The organism is Lysinibacillus sp. EB271-A1-10B, assembly GCF_058791335.1.
The window spans coordinates 16,818-38,485 of the sequence record NZ_JBYTDL010000035.1; the positions used below are offsets into that span (position 1 = coordinate 16,818).

General features: G+C 38.5%; 16 protein-coding genes and 1 other annotated feature. Of the genes, 1 reads left to right on the forward strand and 15 read right to left on the reverse strand.

Features of this window, described 5'->3' with window-relative positions; translation table 11 throughout:
* Positions 1–83 precede the first annotated feature (83 nt).
* From uvrC to zapA, 13 genes are all read right to left on the reverse strand, one after another.
* Positions 84–1,880: an excinuclease ABC subunit UvrC gene (uvrC, locus tag AC3WSK_RS24855; RefSeq protein WP_492412941.1), complete on the reverse strand. Its 1,797-nt coding sequence runs from the start codon at positions 1,878–1,880 to the stop codon at positions 84–86.
* A gap of 153 nt (positions 1,881–2,033) precedes the next feature.
* Positions 2,034–2,345, reverse strand: coding sequence for a thioredoxin (gene trxA / locus AC3WSK_RS24860; protein WP_004226420.1), 312 nt, complete (start codon positions 2,343–2,345; stop codon positions 2,034–2,036).
* 133 nt (positions 2,346–2,478) lie between these two features.
* Positions 2,479–3,828: an amino acid permease gene (locus AC3WSK_RS24865; protein ID WP_079563167.1), complete on the reverse strand. Its 1,350-nt coding sequence runs from the start codon at positions 3,826–3,828 to the stop codon at positions 2,479–2,481.
* 185 nt (positions 3,829–4,013) lie between these two features.
* Positions 4,014–4,247 (reverse strand) — a binding site (T-box leader).
* A gap of 220 nt (positions 4,248–4,467) precedes the next feature.
* Complete coding sequence (locus tag AC3WSK_RS24870; protein ID WP_079563168.1) at positions 4,468–5,445, reverse strand: electron transfer flavoprotein subunit alpha/FixB family protein; 978 nt, start codon at positions 5,443–5,445, stop codon at positions 4,468–4,470.
* Between the two features lie 51 nt (positions 5,446–5,496).
* Positions 5,497–6,270 carry an electron transfer flavoprotein subunit beta/FixA family protein gene (locus AC3WSK_RS24875; RefSeq protein ID WP_492412940.1) on the reverse strand — a complete coding sequence of 258 codons (774 nt, stop codon included), beginning with the start codon at positions 6,268–6,270 and terminating at the stop codon, positions 5,497–5,499.
* Between the two features lie 108 nt (positions 6,271–6,378).
* Positions 6,379–7,152 carry an enoyl-CoA hydratase gene (locus AC3WSK_RS24880; RefSeq protein ID WP_492412939.1) on the reverse strand — a complete coding sequence of 258 codons (774 nt, stop codon included), beginning with the start codon at positions 7,150–7,152 and terminating at the stop codon, positions 6,379–6,381.
* 14 nt (positions 7,153–7,166) lie between these two features.
* Positions 7,167–7,748: a fatty acid metabolism transcriptional regulator FadR gene (gene fadR, locus AC3WSK_RS24885; protein ID WP_079563171.1), complete on the reverse strand. Its 582-nt coding sequence runs from the start codon at positions 7,746–7,748 to the stop codon at positions 7,167–7,169.
* 164 nt (positions 7,749–7,912) lie between these two features.
* Positions 7,913–9,604 carry an AMP-binding protein gene (locus AC3WSK_RS24890; protein ID WP_427483053.1) on the reverse strand — a complete coding sequence of 564 codons (1,692 nt, stop codon included), beginning with the start codon at positions 9,602–9,604 and terminating at the stop codon, positions 7,913–7,915.
* A 763-nt stretch (positions 9,605–10,367) separates the two neighbouring features.
* A complete protein-coding gene (locus tag AC3WSK_RS24895; RefSeq protein ID WP_079563173.1) occupies positions 10,368–10,781 on the reverse strand; it encodes a DUF350 domain-containing protein in 414 nt (137 codons plus the stop codon).
* Between the two features lie 21 nt (positions 10,782–10,802).
* Positions 10,803–13,169, reverse strand: a complete 2,367-nt coding sequence (locus AC3WSK_RS24900) for an endonuclease MutS2 (RefSeq protein WP_492412936.1) — start codon at positions 13,167–13,169, stop codon at positions 10,803–10,805.
* Positions 13,170–13,187: 18 nt separating this feature from the next.
* A complete protein-coding gene (gene polX, locus AC3WSK_RS24905; protein ID WP_492412934.1) occupies positions 13,188–14,897 on the reverse strand; it encodes a DNA polymerase/3'-5' exonuclease PolX in 1,710 nt (569 codons plus the stop codon).
* Between the two features lie 59 nt (positions 14,898–14,956).
* Positions 14,957–15,496, reverse strand: a complete 540-nt coding sequence (locus AC3WSK_RS24910; protein WP_079563176.1) for a CvpA family protein — start codon at positions 15,494–15,496, stop codon at positions 14,957–14,959.
* A 5-nt stretch (positions 15,497–15,501) separates the two neighbouring features.
* Positions 15,502–15,762 carry a cell division protein ZapA gene (gene zapA / locus AC3WSK_RS24915; protein WP_079563177.1) on the reverse strand — a complete coding sequence of 87 codons (261 nt, stop codon included), beginning with the start codon at positions 15,760–15,762 and terminating at the stop codon, positions 15,502–15,504.
* Between the two features lie 133 nt (positions 15,763–15,895).
* On the opposite strand from zapA, the gene rnhC reads away from it, so the two are divergent.
* Positions 15,896–16,822 (forward strand): ribonuclease HIII, encoded by a 927-nt coding sequence (gene rnhC, locus AC3WSK_RS24920; protein ID WP_427483059.1) that lies wholly within the window; start codon positions 15,896–15,898, stop codon positions 16,820–16,822.
* Between the two features lie 125 nt (positions 16,823–16,947).
* Here rnhC and AC3WSK_RS24925 read toward each other — a convergent pair whose 3' ends face one another.
* Positions 16,948–18,915 (reverse strand): methyl-accepting chemotaxis protein, encoded by a 1,968-nt coding sequence (locus tag AC3WSK_RS24925; RefSeq protein WP_170939037.1) that lies wholly within the window; start codon positions 18,913–18,915, stop codon positions 16,948–16,950.
* A gap of 240 nt (positions 18,916–19,155) precedes the next feature.
* Positions 19,156–21,123, reverse strand: coding sequence for a methyl-accepting chemotaxis protein (locus tag AC3WSK_RS24930; RefSeq protein ID WP_170939038.1), 1,968 nt, complete (start codon positions 21,121–21,123; stop codon positions 19,156–19,158).
* Between the last annotated feature and the right edge of the window lie 545 nt (positions 21,124–21,668).

Consider the following 21,668-nt stretch of genomic DNA (forward strand, 5'->3'; position numbering starts at 1 on the left):
ATGTCTTTTGTACCGAAAGCGTAGTGACAGGTACAGGCGTTTGGACACCCACCGAAAAGGAATTCCATCTACATTCATCTCACTTACCCTTCGGATGTAGTGTTTTCTTCTGAATGAAAATAAGTGTGGATATTGCTAGCTAGACTTGCTGGCATCCCCGCTTCCTGTAATGCTTGCACACTTGCCTCACGAATTTTTTTGACAGAGCCAAAATGCTTAAGTAATTGCTGTTTTCGCTTTGGACCAACTCCCTCTATTTGATCGAGAACAGATTGTATAGCATGCTTCTCGTGCTGCTGTCGTAAGAAAGTAATAGCAAAGCGGTGTACTTCGTCTTGAATTCGTTGCAGTAAATAGAAGCCATCACTTGTGCGCTTTAATGCAATTACTTCAGGTGGATCACCAAATAGAAGCTGAGACGTATTATGCTTGTCATCTTTTGCTAATCCGGCAATTGGAATGACAAGGCCGAGCTCATCCTCTAATACTTCCCGCGCGACTTCCATTTGCCCCTTCCCGCCATCAATTAGTACTAAATCTGGTAAAGGTAGACCTTCCTTTAATACTCGTGTATAGCGACGACGGATCACTTCCTGCATTGCCCCGTAATCATCGTGCTTAGCAGCTGTACGTGTTTTGTATTTTCGATACTCCTTCTTTGCAGGTTTACCATCGATAAATACAACCATTGCAGATACAGCATCTGTTCCATGCATATGACTATTATCGAAAGATTCGATCCGTAAAGGCACAGAAATGCCCATAGCTTCACCGAGCGCCTCACATGCTCCTATTGTTCGTTCTTCCTGACGTTCAATAAGCTGGAACTTCGCTGCAACAGCAATTTCAGCATTTTTAATCGCTAAATCAACAAGCTCTTTTTTTTGCCCACGTTTTGGTGTTAGTACCTTCACTTCTAATAATTCCGTTAAAATATCCGCATCAATAGATTGTGGGATAAAAATTTCTTTAGGCTTGATATGCTCTAGCTTGTCATAAAAGCGCCCAACGAACGTTAAAAATTCCTCTTCTGCCTCTTGATAAATCGGAAATATCGAGACATCTCGCTCAATGAGCTTTCCTTGACGGACAAAGAAAACTTGCACACACATCCAGCCCTTCTCGACTGCATAACCAAATACATCGCGGTTAGTTGTATCACTTGATACAATTTTTTGCTTTTGCATGACTGTATCAATATGTGCAATTTGATCGCGAAATTCCTTTGCACGTTCAAACTCTAAATTTTCTGCGGCCGCTAGCATCTTTACCTCTAGCTCTTTTTTTACTTCTTCAACCCCACCATTTAAAAATTTTGTCATATCTTCAATCATATCGTTGTAAGTGTCAACATCAATCTCTTTCACACAAGGAGCTAGACATTGCCCCATGTGATAATATAAACAAACCTTTGAAGGAAGTTGTACACATTTTCGAAGAGGATATAAACGATCTAGCAGCTTTTTCGTCTCACTTGCTGCATACGCATTTGGATAGGGACCAAAATACTTTGCCTTATCCTTTTTCACTTTTCGTGTTGTAATAAGTCGTGGATGTTTTTCATTTGTAATTTTTAAATACGGATACGTTTTATCATCCGTCAACATAACATTGTATTTCGGGTCATGTAGTTTTATAAGATTAAGTTCTAAAATTAATGCCTCGATATTGGAGGATGTCACAATGTACTCAAAATCTTCTATTTCGCTTACAAGTCTCTGTGTTTTCCCTTCATGCGTACCAGTAAAATACGAGCGTACTCGATTTTTCAGCACTTTTGCTTTCCCGACATAAATAATAGTACCTTGTCGATCTTTCATCAAATAGCAGCCAGGCTGATCTGGTAAAATTTCAAGCTTTCGTTTAATTAAATCATTCATCGCCTACCTGCCCCCCTTTTTGTTAAACTAGCGTTCGTTCCTTTTTATAGAGCTTTGCACACCACATTGCCCTATCCATAGCTCTCCCTTTATTATATAACGAAAAAAAGCCAAGCACATCTATTGATGGCTCGACTCTTTTTTTCTAATAGATTAAGCGTGTTTTGCGATAAATGCTTCTAACGCTTCTTTTGGTTGGAAACCAACAGTTTTGTCTACTAATTCACCGTCTTTGAAAAGTAATAAAGATGGGATAGACATAATTTGGTATTGCGCTGCAGTACCTTGGTTGTTATCTACATCTACTTTTACAATTTTAGCCGCACTACCTGCAGCATCCATTTCTTCAAGAACTGGTCCAATCATTTTACAAGGTCCGCACCAAGCAGCCCAAAAGTCTACTAGTACTAACCCTTCTTTAATATCATCTTGGAAAGTTGCATCTGTTGCATGTACAATTGCCATTTGAAATCCTCCTTAAACTTACTATGTTTGTAGTATAGCATGGATAAATTCTCTTGAGCGAACAATCTGCCTAGTATGCTTAATTTATGAAAATTCAGGTCGAATAAGACATTAAGTTCATTTTTAGTGTAGCCTAATTTTCTTGAAAACGACCTTTAAAGACATAGGTTAACGTAATAAAGAGATAAATAGCTAAAGTAATACCTGTTATGATAATAGATGTTGTAAAAATAATACCAATTAGAATCGCACTTAACGCAATAATAGCTATCCAAGTTGTGTAAGGGAACAATTTTACTGCATAGGTACTTGTTTTTTCTGGCTGTTTTTTACGCGATTTAAGATGTGCAATCGCAATAATTAGCCAAATAAATAACACGGTATATCCAAGTGAACCCATTAGGAAATCAAAAGTTCTGCTTCCCGCAAATAAAGAAAATATTACAGCTACATATAAAGCGAAGGTACACATTAATATGGCATATACCGGAACTTTTCTTTTTGATAAATATGCAAAGATTTTAGGAACACGCCCGTCTACAGCTTGTGTATACAGAACTCGCGATGAACCATAAAGCCCCGAGTTCATTGACGAAATAATTGCGAGTATAACTACAGCGTTCATAATATGGTCAGCACCAGGAATCCCAACCATTTTAAAGACCATCACAAACGGACTTTCCGGCACCCCATTTACTTCATTCCAAGGAATCAAGCTAACGATAATAAAGAAAGGAACTAAATAAAAAGTTACAATACGTACTAATGTACTGCGAACAGCTTTTGGCACTACTTTTTCAGGATTTTTCGTTTCAGCTAATGTAATACCAATAATTTCAGTACCACCATAAGAGTAAATAACTACAAGCATTGCAGAAATCAATCCCATTGATCCGTTCGGGAAGAAACCACCATGTTCCGTTAAATTAGAAAAGCCAACAGCTGTATGATTACCAAAAGTAACAAGCAATAAAATTAATCCCGCTATAATGAACACCACAATAACGGTAATTTTAATCAACGCCAGCCAATATTCAGTTTCAGCAAAGACTTTCACTGATAATAAGTTTACGGCTGTAACTAACACCGAAACAGATAATGCAAGTATCCAAATCGGGTAATCTGGCAACCAATATTGAATAAAAATGGCCGCAACTATAGATTCTGCAGCAATATTCAACACCCACATTTTCCAATAGATCCAATCTAGGAAATAAGCTGGAAACTTTCCTAAAACAGCTTGCACTAGATCTCTAAATGTTCTGGCTTCGCTATTACGGACTGCCATTTCTGCTAAACCTTGCATAACAAACAGCAGGATAATCCCACCAATTAAGTACGCAATAAGTACTGATGGCCCTGCCATATCAATAGCTGCACTACTTCCTTTAAATAACCCTGCACCAATGGCACCACCTAAAGCCATCATCGTAATATGCCGTGAGGTCATCGTTCTTTTTAATTTCTGATTGTCGTTTTCCATTTCCTTACCTCCTAAAATCAACAAATGCGCTATAGCGCTCGTTTACATCCGACAAGCGCTGGAGAGCCCGAAGCAAAAGTAAGCGCTCCTCCACTTTTTCCCGAGGGATCGAAGCGACCTCGAGGATGTAGCGTTTAGCCTAGACAAAAAAAGGCATATCGTCTGTTCCTTCATTAATAAATGAAAGAAGAGACGATATGCCATAAGCAAACCGCGGTACCACTCTAATTGGTTCTTTTAGAACCCTACTTAAAAACCTAGTAACGAAGGTTAACCGTCCAACAAATAGAATATTCTGAAAATTCTATTTATCTTACCGCTCATAGGCAAGTTCAAAGTCTTATTGGACTGCGTTGCACCAACCCGCAGCTCTCTTCACCAAATAATGAGCTTTTACTACTCCTAATCTTTGCGTTTCTTTTGATTAAAAATCAATTATGCCTCGGCATGATTCCGTGACATCCGCCGGAGGCTTTAACTTATTTCACTGAGTGTTTGATCCGCTGAAATAAGTTAAATTAATATTCATCACTATACGTTCTAAAATTAATTATGTCAACATTTTATTTTGCAATAACTTTAAAAAGTCGAAAAATTCAACAAAAAAAGCAGGGAAGATACATCCTCCCTGCACATTTATTATGCGTTCACTTTTAACGCTTTAAATTCTTCGATTAGAAGAGGCACTACTTCAAATAAATCGCCTACGATACCGTAGTCCGCAACTTTGAAAATATTTGCCTCTGGATCCTTATTAATAGCAACGATTACTTTTGAATTTGACATTCCCGCTAAATGCTGAATTGCTCCAGAAATACCTGCTGCAATGTAAAGGTCCGGTGTTACTACCTTACCTGTTTGACCAATTTGAAGTGAGTAGTCACAATATTCAGCATCACATGCTCCACGTGAAGCTCCAACTGCACCACCAAGTAAATCCGCTAGCTCTTTTAATGGTTCAAAGCCATCCTCAGACTTTACGCCACGACCACCTGCTACAACAACTTTTGCCTCTGAAAGATCGACACCCTCAGAAGATTTACGTACAACCTCTTTAATAATTGTACGAAGGTTTGTAATATCTACAGTAAGAGAAGTGATGTCACCAGATTTTCCTGCTACTTTTTCTAATGGCGCAATATTATTTGGACGAACTGAAGCTAAAACTATGCCGTCTTTTACTTTCACTTTTTCAAAAGCTTTACCAGAGTAAATTGGACGGATGAATACAACATCATCACCAGTACCTTCCATAGACGTTACATCAGATACAAGACCTGCTTGTAATTTACTTGCAATTTTTGGTGATAAATCTTTACCGTTTGCAGTATGACCAAACACGATACCTGCCGGCTTTTCTTCCTCAATTACAGCTAATAAAGCTTGACCATAGCCATCAGATGTATATTGTTTTAAATGTGGATGCTCCACCGTTACAACACGGTCAGCACCATATTCAAATAATGGACCTGTTAAACCTGCTACGGCATCTCCTAAAAGAACACCAACAACCTCACCGCCATCAGCGATTTGCTTTGCAGCCGCAATTGCTTCGAAAGAAACATTACGTAAGCTTCCTTCACGAACTTCACCTAATACTAATACTTTTTTTGACATAGTATATTCCCTCCGTTACCCTTTAAGATTCGATTTGTGTCATCAGATGACTTAAACTACTTTTGCCTCTGTATGAAGTAGGTTTACTAGCTCTTTTACTTGAGCTGAAAGTTCGCCCTCAAGAACACGACCTGCTGCCTTTTGAGCTGGTAAGAAAATATCAACTGTTTCTACCTTAACTTCTACATCATCTTCATCGATATCTAAATCATCTAACTCAATTTCTGCAAGCGGTTTCTTCTTTGCTTTCATAATCCCTGGTAAAGATGGGTAACGCGGCTCGTTTAAACCTTGCTGAGCTGTTACTAAAAGTGGTAAAGATGTCTCGATCACTTCTGAGTCACCTTCAATATCACGTACAATTTTCGCAGATGTGCCATCAATTTCAAGCTTTGTAATTGTTGTAACATAGTTAATGCCTAGTAAATCTGCAACACGGGGTCCTACTTGACCAGAGCCTCCGTCAATTGCAACGTTTCCTGATAAAATTAAATCAGCGTCTTTATCTTTTAAATATTCAGCTAAAATATATGCAGCTGCATTTTGATCTAGTTCATCTAAATCGTCTTCTGTATTAATCAGAACCGCTTCATCAGCACCCATTGCAAGAGCTGTGCGTAATTGCTTCTCTGCATCTTCGCCACCAATTGAAACAACTGTTACTTTACCGCCAGCAGCGTCTCGTACTTGAATAGCTTCTTCAATGGCATATTCATCGTAAGGATTGATGATGAATTCTGCGCCATCCTCTTGGATTTTACCACCCGACACAACGATTTTTTCTTCTGTATCAAACGTACGTTTAATTAATGCAAAAATATTCATATATCCATACCCCCTGAAACGATTTTTATTTCTAAGTAAACTTATAAATATTATATATTTTCAGTGTCGATAACACTCTTTCAAGTCGCTATCGACACTGATGGAATATTATTTACCAGTAAACACAGGCTCGCGTTTTGCAATAAATGCTTGAATTCCCTCTTTTGCATCTTCCGAAACGAATACTGTACCAAAGGATTTTGCTTCCGCCTCAATCCCTTCATAGAATGAAGCATGCTTTGCATATTGCAATGTGTGAATAGCTGCTTTTAAAGCAACCGGACTCTTCTTCGCAATTTTCTTTGCTACCTTTAACGTTTCTTCTAATAATGCTTCATCTGTAAATGCACGATTTGCTAAACCCCATTGTACAGCTTCTGTACCAGAAATCGGCTCACTTGTGAACATCATTTCTGCAGCTTTTGCAACTCCTACATATCGTGGTAGACGTTGTGTACCCCCAAAACCTGGAATAAGACCTAATTGTAATTCAGGTAGTCCTAATTTCGCAGATTCTGTCACAAAGCGCAGATGACAACTCATCGCTAGTTCAAGTCCCCCGCCTAGTGCAGCGCCATGAATTGCAGCAATAATAGGTTTAGAGAACGTTTCAACTCGTTCAAAAACTTGTTGACCATTGCTCGCTAGCTTTGAAAATTCATCACCAGAAACAACCTCTGTAAACTCTTTAATATCTGCACCTGCTGAGAAGAAACGACCTTCGCCATGAAGTACAAGGACACGTACAGTGTCATCATTTTCTACTTCATCTAGCACAGCATTTACTTCGGCGATGATTCCGCGAGATAATGCGTTTGCTGGTGGGCGTGCAATTGTAATAATCGCTACTCCATCCTCTGCTTTCCAACTTAGAAATTCCATTTCTCCACATCCTTTTAAGCTTTAATACCGTTCAAGATTAATGCCTGAACTTTTGGAACCTGTTCTATCAAATCATATCGATATTCATTCATGACCCACGACGTAATGGTTTCGTCAATGGTTCCAAACACCATTTGACGCGCCAAGCGCACATCCATCGTTTGATTGAACTCACCTGATAGCATACCTTCGATTAAAATTTGATCCAGTAATTTTAAATACTCTCTTAACACCGAATTAATCTTTAGTCGTAAATCTTTATTCGATTGTCGTAGTTCCAATTGTGTGACGGTTGCTAGATATCGATCAGTCGCTAGAACATTAAAATGATTTGCGATCATTCGTGAAAGTTTGTCCTTAGACGTACTTCCATTTTCTATTATATCTTGTAATGACTCTACAAAAACAGCCATTTTTTCATTAAAGACAGAAATTAATATATCTTCTTTATTTTTAAAATATAAATAGATTGTTCCATCGGCCACCCCTGCCTGTTTAGCAATCTTCGATACCTGTGCTTGGTGATACCCATTTTCTGCAATAACGATGACAGCTGCATCAATAATTTGCTTATACTTTGGCTTATCACGTTTCACTTTTATATCACCACCTAAAAAAACTTGCACACGTCCCATTCATGCTGATGTATTGTGAAGGATGTGACGTGTTAACCTAAAAAAATATGAAAATATGAATGGTCATTCATTCATATTTTCATATTATAATTTACAACTTTGCTTGTCAATACTTTACCACGTATTTATTTTGCTTCTTTATTCACCAATTTTGTTTTTTCTTCGTCTACTAACGAGCGACGTAAAATTTTCCCAACAGCCGTTTTCGGTAGCTCATCTCTAAACTCATAATAGCGCGGAACTTTGAAAGAGGCTAAGTTTTGACGGCAATATTTATTTAATTCGTCTTCCGTAATCGAATATCCTTCTTTTAAAACAATATAAGCTTTTACTGTTTCTCCACGATACGGGTCTGGTATGCCCGCAACGACACACTCTTGGATTTCCTCTCGCTCATATAGTACTTCCTCTACCTCACGAGGGTAAATATTAAAGCCACCTGCGATAATGATATCTTTTTTACGGTCAACTACATAGAAATAGCCTCCCTCGTCCATATAGCCTAAATCGCCTGTTAAAAACCAGCCATCTACGAACGACGCTGCCGTATCTTCAGGGCGATTCCAATAACCTTTCATAACCTGTGGTCCCTTTACAGCTATTTCTCCTACCTCACCGACTGGAAGCACCTCTGTATCCCCTGTACGTAAAATTACTGAATCCGTATTTGGCCAAGGTAAACCAATTGAGCCCATGACACGCTTTCCCCAAATAGGTGTAGCATGTGTGACAGGAGAAGTTTCTGTTAACCCATATCCTTCTACAAGCTTTCCCCCTGTTGCCGCTTCAAATTTCTCTTGCACCTCTACTGGCAATGAAGCAGAACCACTTAAGCATGCTTTTATAGACGATAAGTCATACTTTGCAATATCCGGGTGATTTAATAGACCAATATATAAGGTCGGTGCACCTGGGAAAAGAGTCGGTTTTTGCTTATCTATCGTTTTCAACGCTGTCTCTGCATCAAACTTTGGTAATAACACCATTCTATTTTGCGTGAAAACGGATAATAACATAACAGTAGTCATACCATAGACATGGAAGAATGGTAGGATGCCCATAATGGTTTCCTCTCCATGTATACATTTATACATCCATGTATCACACATCATTGTATTAGCAATTAAGTTTTTGTGGGTTAGCATCACACCCTTAGGAAAGCCAGTCGTTCCACCTGTATATTGAAGCAGTGCAATGTCCTCTTCAAAATCAAATGGAATATCAATCATTTTGATAGGAGCGGAGCGCATAATTTCTGTGAATAAATGATTTTGACCACTATGTTCAACCTTGACACTAAAACCGTACTGCTTTTTTTGAATATATGGATAGACCAAATTTTTAGGAAATGGCAAATAATCTTTAATAGCTGTGACAATTACATTTTCAAGCGCAGTTTCTTTGATAATTTTCATAACACGTGGATACAAAATATCCATCAATAAAATTACTTTCGCACCTGAATCAGCCATTTGATATTGAAGTTCACGCTCAGTATAAAGTGGATTTGTTTGTACGACAATCGCTCCAGCATACATTGCCCCGTAGTAAGCGATTACACTTTGTGGTGAGTTTGGTAGCATAATCGCTACTCGATCTCCCTTTTCCACCCCAAGGGCTTGTAAATAGTTTGCGAACCTAAGCGCTGACTCATATAACTCAGTATACGTCAAATCCTTTCCCATAAAATGAATCGCAACTTTGGATGGATTCTTTTTATAGGCGCGTGTCAAAAACTCTTGCACAGGAATTTCCTCAAACGTTAAAGACGATGGTACTTCTTCAGGATAATTTGATAGCCATGGTTTTGTTGTCATACGTCCTCTCCCCTTTGTTCCAAACTTTGTAAACTCTTATTTTAATTATAATGAAAAAGAAATACTCTTTCAAACATAAAATAGAAAATAAATGCATTTACGATTAATTATTATGCATTTAACAACATTTATATAACTGTATTTCTTGGGGTTTGGATCAATGCGCTTTATGAATACTCATTCACTCTTACTTTTTTTATACTCAAGACTGAGTTCATATTTCTATATTCGAAAAATAATTTTTTATTGCTAACTTTTTAGATAGATGAAGGAAACTTAATAGATGTTAGTAGTATTCTGCGATGGTTTGATATGAGGTTGATGTAACTTATGATTTTTTCGGGGGTATTATTTATTAATGCGATGACACACTCAACTGACCGCTTCCTCTCCGGACCTGTGCAGTTCTTAACTCATCTAAGCAGTTTTCGAAGCTACTCTAGACATTTAGAAGTAAGTACTTATCGCTGTGGCTTTTCTTTCCGTTGCTTTGACGGTTCTATCCGTCACTTTGACTGTTCTATCCACGATTTTGGCTGTTCTATCCGTCACCCCAACTTCTTTCCGTCGCCCCGGCTCTTCTTTCCGTATCTAGACAACCGAGCAGCAGTTCTTCTCTTCACCCTATCAATATAAAAAACGCATCCTCATAAAAGGATGCGTTTTTTGTTTAAACGGTCATCATATAATAGACACCGACTGCCAAAAATGCGATGCAGACAACGATTAGTACTTTTGCTAATTTTTCCATGTCATTACACTCCTATGCAATACTTGCCCCAATAACAAACGATAGACCGACTGAAATGGTAAAGGAAATGAAGCCGACTGAGCGATTGTCATTTGCGATTTCTTCATCGACATTAAAACGTGGTGTCATAAATTCAAATAAGAAATATGCAACAATTAGTAATGTAAAACCAAAAAGGCCCCAGCCAATCATTTCACTTAAAGTGCTATGGCGCGCAATGGAAAAGCGAAAAATATTACAGATTCCTAGTATTTTCCCACCTGTTGCGAGTGCCACAGCGATATTACCTTTTTTAATTTCTTCCCAATTTTTATATTTCGTAACGACTTCGAACAATGCCATCGAGACGACTAAACACAATACGACAACACTAAAATATCCTGCCGTTTCGATAATTGGATATCGCCAAAAGCTAGAATTCAGCATTTTCTCCGTCCCCTTTACAGCTTATTTCAATTCCACAACTGTGACGCCTAAGCCCCCCTCGCCGGCTTCACCAAAACGGAAGGATTTTACACGCTTATGCTTTTTCAAATAGCTTTGAATTCCTTGACGTAGTGCACCTGTACCGACACCATGAATAATTGATACACGCCCATAGTTAGCAAGCAAGGCATCATCAATATATTTTTCTGTACGTAAAATGGCATCTTCATATCGTTCGCCGCGTAAATCTAATTCTAATTTTACATGGTTGCTGCGATTTTTTACACCAGCCATACGTTGCACAGGTTCTTTTTCTGGTTTAATGTACTCTAGGTCACTATCTGCGATTTTCATTTTCAAAATGCCCATTTGGACAACCCATTCGGAATTCGATACTCTTTCGAGCAATGTTCCCCGTTGTCCATAGCTTAACACCTTTACCTCGTCCCCGACAACTAAGTTTTGTGTACGGGCCTTTACTTGTGCTGCTTTTTTCAACACTTTGTTGTTTTCAAGCGGTGTAACTTCTTCCAATCGTTTACGAGCTTCGATGAGTTCATGCTCCTTAACAACTTGGTCTGCATTTTTGCGCATTTCTCGAAGCTCCGCAATAATTGATTCTGCTTCTCTCTTTGCTTCATCAACAATTTTACGTGCTTTTTCTTTCGCTTTTTTATCGAGTGCCTCTTTGCGGTCTTCGTAAGCTTGTAGTTTCCCTTGTAGCTCTTTGCGTAAGGCTTCAGATTCTATCATTAATTCATGTGAGCGTTCTGCATCATCTTCTGATTGGCGACGAGTTTCTTCAAGCGAAGCAATCATGGACTCCACCTCATGGCGATCTGTACCTGTAAAGCTTTTCGCACGGTCTATAATCGACTCAGGTAAACCTAGACGACTTGAAATTTCAAATGCATTAGAGCGGCCTGGTACTCCGATTAGTAGACGATATGTTGGGCTCAATGTCTCGATATCGAACTCTACACTCGCATTTGCTACTCCTGGACGATTATAGCCGTATGCTTTTAGCTCAGGATAGTGCGTCGTTGCCATCACGCGGGCACCGCGACCATGTACTTCATCTAAAATGGAGATGGCCAGAGCCGCCCCTTCCTGAGGATCTGTACCGGCACCTAATTCATCAAATAGTACGAGTGATTCGTCATCAAATTTTTGTAAGATATCTACTATGTTGACCATATGGGAAGAGAATGTTGACAGTGATTGCTCAATTGACTGTTCATCTCCAATATCCGCGAAAAGCTGTTTGAAAACAGCAAGCTCTGAACCATCAAGTGCAGGCACTGGTAAGCCAGCCTGTGCCATTAATGTACACAATCCAACTGTTTTTAACGTGACAGTTTTACCACCAGTGTTTGGTCCTGTAATGACAATTGCCGTTATATCTTTCCCGAATTCAATATCGTTAGCAACGGCCGTTTCAATCGGTAATAGCGGATGACGTGCACGCACAAGTCGAATGTAGCCATCGTTATTCATTTTAGGCATTGTACATTTGTTCGCTTGACCGTACTTACCTTTAGCTAAAATGACGTCAATCTCGCCTAGTACTTTTACTAAGTTAAATAGATCTGGAGCTACTTCCTCTACCATCGCACTTAATGTAAGTAAAATGCGTTCAACTTCAGCTTGCTCTTTCATTTTTAAGCGATGAATTTCATTATTCGCTTGAACAACCGAATCTGGCTCGATAAATAATGTTTGACCAGAAGATGATTGATCATGCACAATTCCACCATAATGATGACGGTATTCTTGCTTAACAGGGATAACGAAGCGATCATTTCGAATCGTTACAAGTGTATCTGAGAGCATTTTTGAAGCATTGCTCCCGCGTGTAAGGCTTTCTAGCTTAGATCGTACTTTAGCTTCCTCAGCGCGCAAAGATTGGCGAATCGATCGCAACGTTTGGCTTGCATAGTCTAGCACTGAGCCGTTTTCATCAATACAGTTATTGATTTCATGCTGCAAGCCCGTCAAAACAGGCATTGCTTCCTTTTTGGCGATGAAATGAGGAATATTAATCACTTCTTCTGATTCTATATCTTCAATAAAATTACGAAGAATTCTACTTGCTCGAATCGTACTTGATACTTCCATTAATTCTACCGCTGAAAGCATGCCCCCGATTTGTGCACGCCTTGCAGCTGGTCGTACATCAAAAATCCCACCCATTGGTACATTGCCTTTAACACGTAAAATGGATAGTCCTTCGTCCATTTCTTCTAATAATTGAACCACCTTTTCATAGTCTGTCTGTGGTACAAGTTCATCAACGGCAGATTTACCGATTGAAGAAGTACAGTATGTAGCCACTTGCTGACGTACTTTATCATATTCTAGTGTTTTCAATGCGCGTTCTGCAATCACTGAGAACACCTCCTCAACCTATTTATTTCGTCGAATAAACGCTTCAAATTGTTCTCGCGTCCATGTGTTCACAATCATATCCTTTTTCAACCATGCTCTGTTTGCGTAGCGTACCCCGATATCCATAAAGCGTAAGTGAGCAATATCGTGGGCATCCGTATTGATTGCTACGGGTACGCCAGCTGTTAAAGCCATTTCTAAATGCTCAACACATAAATCAAGACGATATGGATTCGCATTTAACTCTAAAATTTTACCATATTCCTTCGCCCAAGCAATTAATTGCTCCATATCAGGATTATAGCCAGTACGATCCTCAATAATGCGGCCAGTTGGATGTGCAATCATATGAACATACGGATTTTGCATTGCTGTCAGTAAGCGTGCCATAATTTTGTCCTGCGATTGTGTAAAGCTAGAGTGAATAGAGGCAATGACGAAGTCTAACTCTCTCAGCACATCATCTTCAAAATCGAGTGAACCATCTGGCAAAATGTCCATTTCTGTCCCCGCATATAAATGGAAATCTGGATGTGCCTCATTAAATGCCTCAATTTCAACACGTTGCTTTGTTAAACGCTCTGGCGTTAAACCATTTGCTACTTTTAAAAATTGTGAATGGTCAGTAATAACGCTATATTGATAGTCACGTGCTATTAATGCCTCGCCCATTTCCGCTACAGAGTATGCACCATCAGACCACGTCGTATGCATATGTAAATCTGCTTTAATATCTTCTAATTTCACAAGATGTTGAATGTCATCCGTTTTATCGAATTCCGTTGTTCCTGTACGCAAGCTAGGTGGGATAAATGGTAAATCAAAATGCGCAAAAAATTCCGCTTCATCCTTAAACGTTAAAACAGTGCCATCCGCTTGTTCCACACCGTATTCACTAATCTTTTCACCACGGGCTTTTGCAATCTGACGCATGCGGACATTGTGATCTTTTGAGCCTGTGAAATGATGTAAGGCCGTTGCATATTCAACATCTCTCACTAATCGAAAATCTACACTTACAGGCTCTTCTAAATCTAAAATAACTGAAATCTTCGTATCGCCAGCAGCTACTACTTCTTGTACAGAAAGCTCATTCAGTAGCTTTTCACGTACAGCCTCAACTGCTTCCGTTACAACAATAAAATCAATATCTTTACTTGTTTCTGCTGCACGGCGGAAGCTTCCAGCAACAGAAAAACGCTCAACTGCTTCCATACTACCTAGAAGCGCTTCAATTTGTAAAACAACAGGCTCAAGCTGCCAAATCGGCAAACGTTCTGATCGATTCGATAAATTTGCAAGTTCTTTTAAAATTTTTTCTTCAGTTTTTTCCGCAAAGCCTGCTAGCTCACGAACTTTACAAGCTTCACAAGCTGCCTTTAAACTTTCGGCAGAATCAATTCCTAACTCTTGATGAAGCTTAGCTATTTTTTTACCACCTAAGCCTGGAAGTTTTAATAACGGCAGCAATCCTTTTGGTACAATGTCCTCTAATTCTTTTAATAAGCTCGATTCACCATTTGTTATTAAATCCTCAATAACAGCAGCTGTACCTTTACCTATACCTTTAAGCTTTGTTACATCCTCCATCTCACTCAATGAGCGCTCGTCTCCCTCGAGTGCAGCAGCAGCTTTTCGAAAGGCCGACACTTTGAATGGATTTTCCCCTTGTAATTCCATATACAATGCAATCTTTTCTAATGTGCGAATAATTGTTTTTTTGTTCATTGGGAATTCCTCCTATCGTAAAAACACTTCCCTCAAAACCGAGAGAAGTGCACAGTTTGCTATTGCATATAAATATACCACCAGTTTTGGAACATGCTCGTAATAATTGGGGTATGCTCCAAAATGAGACCACTTAACAACGACTTCGACATTAAACTTTGGATAGAATCAACTGGTAATAAAGCAAGAATGTAAAGCAAGATAAACATAATTAAATAGTTTTCAATCATGCCTAACAATGCTCCAAGCCAACGATTCACTGTACCTAATACAGGTAAATACGCTATAAAATCAAAAATCGATGCCACAATTTGCATTGTAATTTTCACCGCAAAGAATATAACAGCAAACGCAATGACACGGTAAAAAGTACGGTCTATATCCAGGCTATCAATGACTACTCCAAGACTACCTGAATCCGTTACCCCTGGATACGGGACCCAAAACACCATTTTTTGTGCTAATGGTTTATAATAGATATACGCAACAATTAGGGCAACTATAAAGCTAACGATATGCATCATCTGTACAATGAAACCACGTTTTGCTCCAACGATGAGCCCGGCTAATAGTACCGCTAATATGATTAGATCTAACATTCACTTCAACCCTTTAATTTTTTCACTTCTTCTTCTAGTTGCTCCATTCGTTCTTTTAATAGTAAATAATCGTGAACGGTATTTACTGCTGTAAGAACGGCAAGCTTTGTGCTATCAAGAGAGGGATTATGTACATTCATTTCGCGCATACGGTCATCAACAATAGAAGCGACAAGTCGCATATGTCCAATGGATTCAGAGCCGACCATTTTATAAGTATGACCGTATATTTCCACAGAAATTTTATTCTTTTCTTGATTTCCCATAGTCGCACCCCCCTTTTTAATTTTTGTGCTCACGATTTTTCCGATTGTGAGCAACTTACACAAAAAAGCTATTTATTATCATACCATGAAAGGTATAAAATTGTGAACAACGAGGACAGAAAGGAACGAGGAAATGTCAAATATTGTACTTTCAATATCAACAAATATACAAAAAGAGGTGATGTCCTACTACGCAAACCATTTTGTAGAACGTAAAGCACCAGGGGTAATCTTTGCTGCAAAGCTCCCTGATACAGCCATTACGATGTACAAATCAGGAAAATTAATGTTCCAAGGGGGAGGCGCTGAGCGAGAAGCTGCACGCTGGGGAAGCGTAGAAGTAACAAACACACAGAAAACATCATCGATTGGAGCAAAGGGTGACACCCTGCCAGAAGGTTTTGCTACGATGTCGGTGCTAGGCTCAGATGAAACAGGTACTGGCGATTACTTTGGTCCAATTACAGTTGCAGCCGTATATGTCCCTTCATCAAAAATTGCGCTTATTAACGAACTTGGTGTCAAAGACTCCAAAATGCTAACAGATGATTACATGCGTAAAATAGCACCCGATTTACGTGCAGCTTGCGTCCATAGTGTACTTGTACTACGCAATGAAAAATACAACGAATTACAGTCACGAGGCTACTCACAAGGTAAAATGAAAGCTATGATGCATAATAAGGCACTTAAAAATACACTGTCAAAAATGGCTCCCGAAAAACCAGAACAGATCTTGATAGATCAGTTTGCGGAACGTGGCGTGTATTACAATTATTTAAAAAATGAACGAGATATTGTTCGAGATGATGTGCTATTTTCTACGAAGGCCGAGCAATTACATGTTTCAGTAGCAACTGCATCGATATTAGCTCGTGCGGCGTTTTTAAAAGAAATGGACCGACTGAGTGAGATTGCCGGGATAGAGTTGTTGAAGGGGGCTTCAGCAAAAGTAGATGCCTTAGCAGCTCGCATTTGGCGAAAACAAGGTGAGGAATTTTTACGTTGCATTACGAAATGGCATTTTGCGAATACCGAGAAAGCTAAAAAGATGAAATAAATTGGACTTATAGACAAAAAATTTCGCTATACTCCCGCAGATGACAAGTTTTATACAACTTGCTTTCTACTGGAGTTAGCGAAATTTTTTATATTAAAAACTTATCAAAAAGTTTTCGTTTCAACTTAATATTTGAATTGTTGAATCGTCTGTTGAAGATTTTCAGACATTTTAGCAAGAGTAGCGGCTGATACTGCGATTTCTTCCATAGAGGCAAGTTGCTCCTCAGTTGCAGCGGAAATATTTTGGGCACTTGCTGTAGTTTCATTCGTTTGTTCAAGCACACTTTCAATCCCTATCGTCACTTGATTGGCGTGTTGAGAGATAACTTTAGATGCTTCTGAAATATGTCCTATTTCAGAGGTTACACTTTGTACATTCGTACGAATCTCTTCAAATGACTTTCCTGCCATGTTTGTTATATCAATCCCCTTAACGACCTCAGCTGAACCAGCAGCCATTGATTCAACTGCTAGATTTGTATCTTCTTGAATCTGTGAAATAATACCCTTAATTTGCAGCGTGGATTGTGCAGATTGTTCCGCTAGCTTTCGTACCTCTTCAGCTACGACCGCGAAGCCTTTTCCTTGTTCACCCGCACGTGCGGCTTCAATTGCTGCGTTTAAAGCTAATAGGTTCGTTTGATCAGCAATTTGGGTTATAGCCTCAACAATGTGCTCAATTTCGTGAGAACGCTTGTCTAATGTTTGCACTGTATTTTCTAGTGCTTGTACAGTATTTTGAATCATGGTCATTTGTTGAACAGCTGTTTGAATAGTTTCATCACCGATCATAACAGCGTCCATAGCTTTATTAGACATATCACTTACTGCACCTGCTTTTGCAGAAATTTGCTGAATAGATGATGACATTTCCAGTACAGCACTATTACCTTCACTAACAGTCTCTGCCTGCATATCAATCGTCTCAGCAAGTGTTTGAATGGAATCAACAATTTGTGATGTTGCTCGCTTATTCTCTGCAGTACTTGCAGTCAGCTCCTCTGAAGAATTGGCCAATAAATTTGATTCCTCACCAATATTACCAACTACTTCACGTAACGAAGAAATCATTTTATTAAAAATAGTAGCTAATTTACCGATTTCATCATTTCTTCTTATGTCGATAAAGTTACGTAAATCGCCTTCTCCTACTTGTTCAGCAACTGTCGATAGTTCTTTTAGTGGACGAATGATTGAGGCAATGATCATACCACCAATGATCCCACAAATAATTAAAGCAGTAGCAATGACTGCTATAGTCGATTTTAAAATTGGCGCTGTGACAGCTGTAACATCCGCTACATCCATAACACCGATAATTTTCCATCCTGTTAGTTTATTAGTAGTGAAAAATACTTGATGCTCCACGCCATCTTCCTGAATTGTAAAGCTACCTTCTTCTTTTCCTTGCATCTTTTCTATGTATGAATCTTTCAGCTTAGTTCCTACTTCAACATTCGGATCTGCTATCGTAAGATTATTGGCATTCACTAATGAGGCATAGCCACTTTTCCCAATCTCTACAGCATCTATGAGCTCTGAAATTTCGCCAAGTTTCAAATCTATGGAAACAACCCCGGATTTGTCACGCAATCCTGCCGCTACAGTTAAAGTTAAATCGCCTGAAATATTTGATTTATAGGGGTCCATCACGACGCCTTTACCTGGCGACTCTATAGCCTTTATATACCAAGGACGCAAAAATGGATTATAATCAGAAGGCATTTCATGATATGGATTTCGTAAAAAATCATGGCCTTCTAGAGTTAAAGCGACTACTGAAACACTATTATGTAAAGCATTGTATTTATCTAATTCCTTTAATGCAGCTGCATCTTCCCAATCCTTATTAAAATAAGCAGCCAAATATTCTGCATCACTTATGATTGGGGAAATTTCTTTTGTTACTAAAGTATTTATTAAATCGACATTCTCAAGAGATTTATTACTTAATTCGTTATAATATAAATTATCTGATTTCAAATATGAGAACGTACCAATTGCAATACTCGGAATTAAGAGTGTCATTGTAATAGCCCAGATTAACCGAGCACGCACAGATAAGCTTTTTCTTTTTCGATACTCTTTCAAAATCATTATCTCCTCTTACTATTTTTTTCTATCCAATTTCTACTATACACATAATAAATACTTAAGATTTATTTTTTGTAATTTCAAAATATTATTAAAAACGCAAAATATCCAAAAAGTACACAGTGGCTACTTACTCATAAAATATTAATACGTTCGCCTGACGGTCTTCCAACTAAATAAGCTGCCTCATTACGAGACAGCTCACAAAAAAAATTATTTCTGGATTTTTGTTTAGCCTTAATATTTAAACTGTTTAATTGTTTGTTGTAGATTTTCAGACATTTTAGCAAGGGCTTCGGCCGATGCAGCGATTTCTTCCATAGAAGCAAGCTGTTCCTCTGTTGCGGCAGATATATTTTGTGCATTTGCTGTATTTTCATTTGTTTGCTGAAGCACACTTTCAATTCCGATTGCCACTTGATTGGAGTGTTCAGAAATAACTTTTGCTGTCTCTGAAATTTCTCCTATTTCATAGGTTACGCTTTGTACATTATTATTAATTTCTTTGAATGACTTTCCTGCCATATTTGTTACTTCAATTCCCTTTACGACTTCAGCTGAGCCAGCAGTCATTGATTCAACTGCTAGTTTTGTATCGGTTTGAATATAACCAATGATATCTTTTATTTGCATTGTTGATTGTGCGGATTGCTCTGCAAGCTTTCGTACCTCATCAGCAACAACTGCAAAACCTTTTCCATGCTCACCAGCACGAGCAGCTTCAATTGCAGCATTTAAAGCTAAAAGATTTGTTTGATCAGCAATTTGCGTAATTGCCTCTACAATACGTCCGATTTCATTTGAACGATCGCTTAATGTTTGTACCGTACTTTCCAGTTCCTGAACAGTACTTTGAATCATTTCCATTTGGCCAATTGCTGTTTGAATAGTTTTGTCTCCTATCATAACAGCTTCCATTGCTTTATTCGACATCTCATTAACAGTATCAGCCTTTACTGCAATTTGTTGAATCGATGAAGACATTTCAAGTACAGCGTTAGTGCTATCATTAATTGTTTCTGCTTGCACATCAACCGTTTCAGCAAATGTTTGAATGGAATCAACAATTTGTGATGTCGCTCGTTTATTTTCTGATGTACTTGCTGTAAGTTCCTCCGATGATGCAGCTAACTGATTTGATTCCTCACCAATGTTACCAACTACACCACGCAAAGATAAGATCATTTTATTGAATATATCCGCCAATTTACCTATCTCATCTTCTCTTTTAATTTCAATTAAATTGCGTAAATCACCGTCTCCTACCTGCTCAGCTACTGTTGACAACTTTTGTAATGGCTGAATGATTGATCTTATAATGAAGGTACCAATGATTCCAAACATGATAAGAGCAATAACAATGACTGTCATAGTGTTTGTTAAAATTGGTTTTGTGACAGTTGCTACATCTGCTAAATCCATAGTACCAACGATTTTCCAACCTGTAAGTTTATTGGTAGTGAAAAATACTTGATACTCTTTTCCATCTTCCTTAATGGTAAAACTACCATCTTCTTTTCCTTGCATCTTTTCTATATATGACTTTTTGAGTTCCGATCCTACCTCTAACTGTGGATCAGCAATAATAAGATTATTGGCATTTACTAATGTAGCATAGCCATTATCACCAATTTCCACTGATTTCACTAGCTCGGAAATTCCGTCTAAATTTAGACCAATAGAAATAACCCCTGAACGATCCTGTAAACCAGCTGATACTGCTAATATTAATTCACCTGTAATCGTTGATTTATATGGATCAATCATAACGTTTTTGCCAGGTGATTCAATAGCCGTTAAGTACCATGGTCGTGTAAATGGATCATAATCCGTTGAAGATTCAGCTTGTGGTTCACGCATAAATTTATGCCCCTCAATTGCCAAATTGACAACAGAGACGTTGCTATGTAAAGCATTATATTTTTCCATTTCCTTCAAAGCATCTGCATCTTGCACATTCTTATTAAAAGAAGCAGCTAAATATTCCACATCACTTTGAATAGGTGATATCTCATTTGAGATGAGTGTATTTAATAAATCTACATTTTCGCGTGAACTTTCACTTAATTCCTTATGATATTGATCAGAAGACTTCAAATACGAAAACGAACCAATAGCAATGCTGGGAATTAAAAGTGTCAAAGCAAACGCCCATATTAATCGGGCTCGCACAGAAAGGCCTCTTCTTTTTCGATGATTTTTCATAATAACCCACCCTATAGTAAAATTTTCTATCCAAAACTTACTATACATATAATATGGATCAAAAATTTATTTTTTGTTATTTCTAAATATTGATAACCTTTTCTCTCGTGCTTTATTTTTCTAACACTTCCTGCAAAATCTACTTGTAGCAGTTGTATGATTATCAATTATGCCTCAGCATAATTGCGTACGGAATCGGCTTTGTGCTTAGGCCTGCAGAGTTTTTTTGCGAAAGCGCAGTGATAGCGAAGCAGCAGCAACTGGTTTTGGACTGTGCGAAAGCGAAACGGCAACAACAACACCATGCAGGTCATTTAGCCTAAAATCCTCTGAACTCCTCTCCGATTCCGTGACATCCGCTGGGGCTTTGGGCCAATACGATGTTGGTCACTCAGTCTTTGCCACAGGACGTGGCGTTCTTAGTCTGAGTACAAAAATTTCAGCGGGTGTTTGGACACTAGCAGAAAGGGTTCTAAGTCAAATGTTGGGGTGCTGTAATCTTTCAGCACCTTAACCCAGATGAACCCCGATTTCTTTATACTTTA

Excerpts from the sequence above, each read along its gene's own strand:
- rnhC (WP_427483059.1), top strand. The coding sequence starts at position 15,896 with ATGTCAAATATTGTACTTTCAATATCAACAAATATACAAAAAGAGGTG.
- AC3WSK_RS24890 (WP_427483053.1), bottom strand. The coding sequence starts at position 9,604 with ATGACAACAAAACCATGGCTATCAAATTATCCTGAAGAAGTACCATCG.
- AC3WSK_RS24930 (WP_170939038.1), bottom strand. The coding sequence starts at position 21,123 with ATGAAAAATCATCGAAAAAGAAGAGGCCTTTCTGTGCGAGCCCGATTA.
- AC3WSK_RS24910 (WP_079563176.1), bottom strand. The coding sequence starts at position 15,496 with ATGTTAGATCTAATCATATTAGCGGTACTATTAGCCGGGCTCATCGTT.
- uvrC (WP_492412941.1), bottom strand. The coding sequence starts at position 1,880 with ATGAATGATTTAATTAAACGAAAGCTTGAAATTTTACCAGATCAGCCT.
- zapA (WP_079563177.1), bottom strand. The coding sequence starts at position 15,762 with ATGGGAAATCAAGAAAAGAATAAAATTTCTGTGGAAATATACGGTCAT.
- polX (WP_492412934.1), bottom strand. The coding sequence starts at position 14,897 with ATGAACAAAAAAACAATTATTCGCACATTAGAAAAGATTGCATTGTAT.
- AC3WSK_RS24870 (WP_079563168.1), bottom strand. The coding sequence starts at position 5,445 with ATGTCAAAAAAAGTATTAGTATTAGGTGAAGTTCGTGAAGGAAGCTTA.
- AC3WSK_RS24880 (WP_492412939.1), bottom strand. The coding sequence starts at position 7,152 with ATGGAATTTCTAAGTTGGAAAGCAGAGGATGGAGTAGCGATTATTACA.
- AC3WSK_RS24875 (WP_492412940.1), bottom strand. The coding sequence starts at position 6,270 with ATGAATATTTTTGCATTAATTAAACGTACGTTTGATACAGAAGAAAAA.
- AC3WSK_RS24895 (WP_079563173.1), bottom strand. The coding sequence starts at position 10,781 with ATGCTGAATTCTAGCTTTTGGCGATATCCAATTATCGAAACGGCAGGA.
- AC3WSK_RS24865 (WP_079563167.1), bottom strand. The coding sequence starts at position 3,828 with ATGGAAAACGACAATCAGAAATTAAAAAGAACGATGACCTCACGGCAT.
- trxA (WP_004226420.1), bottom strand. The coding sequence starts at position 2,345 with ATGGCAATTGTACATGCAACAGATGCAACTTTCCAAGATGATATTAAA.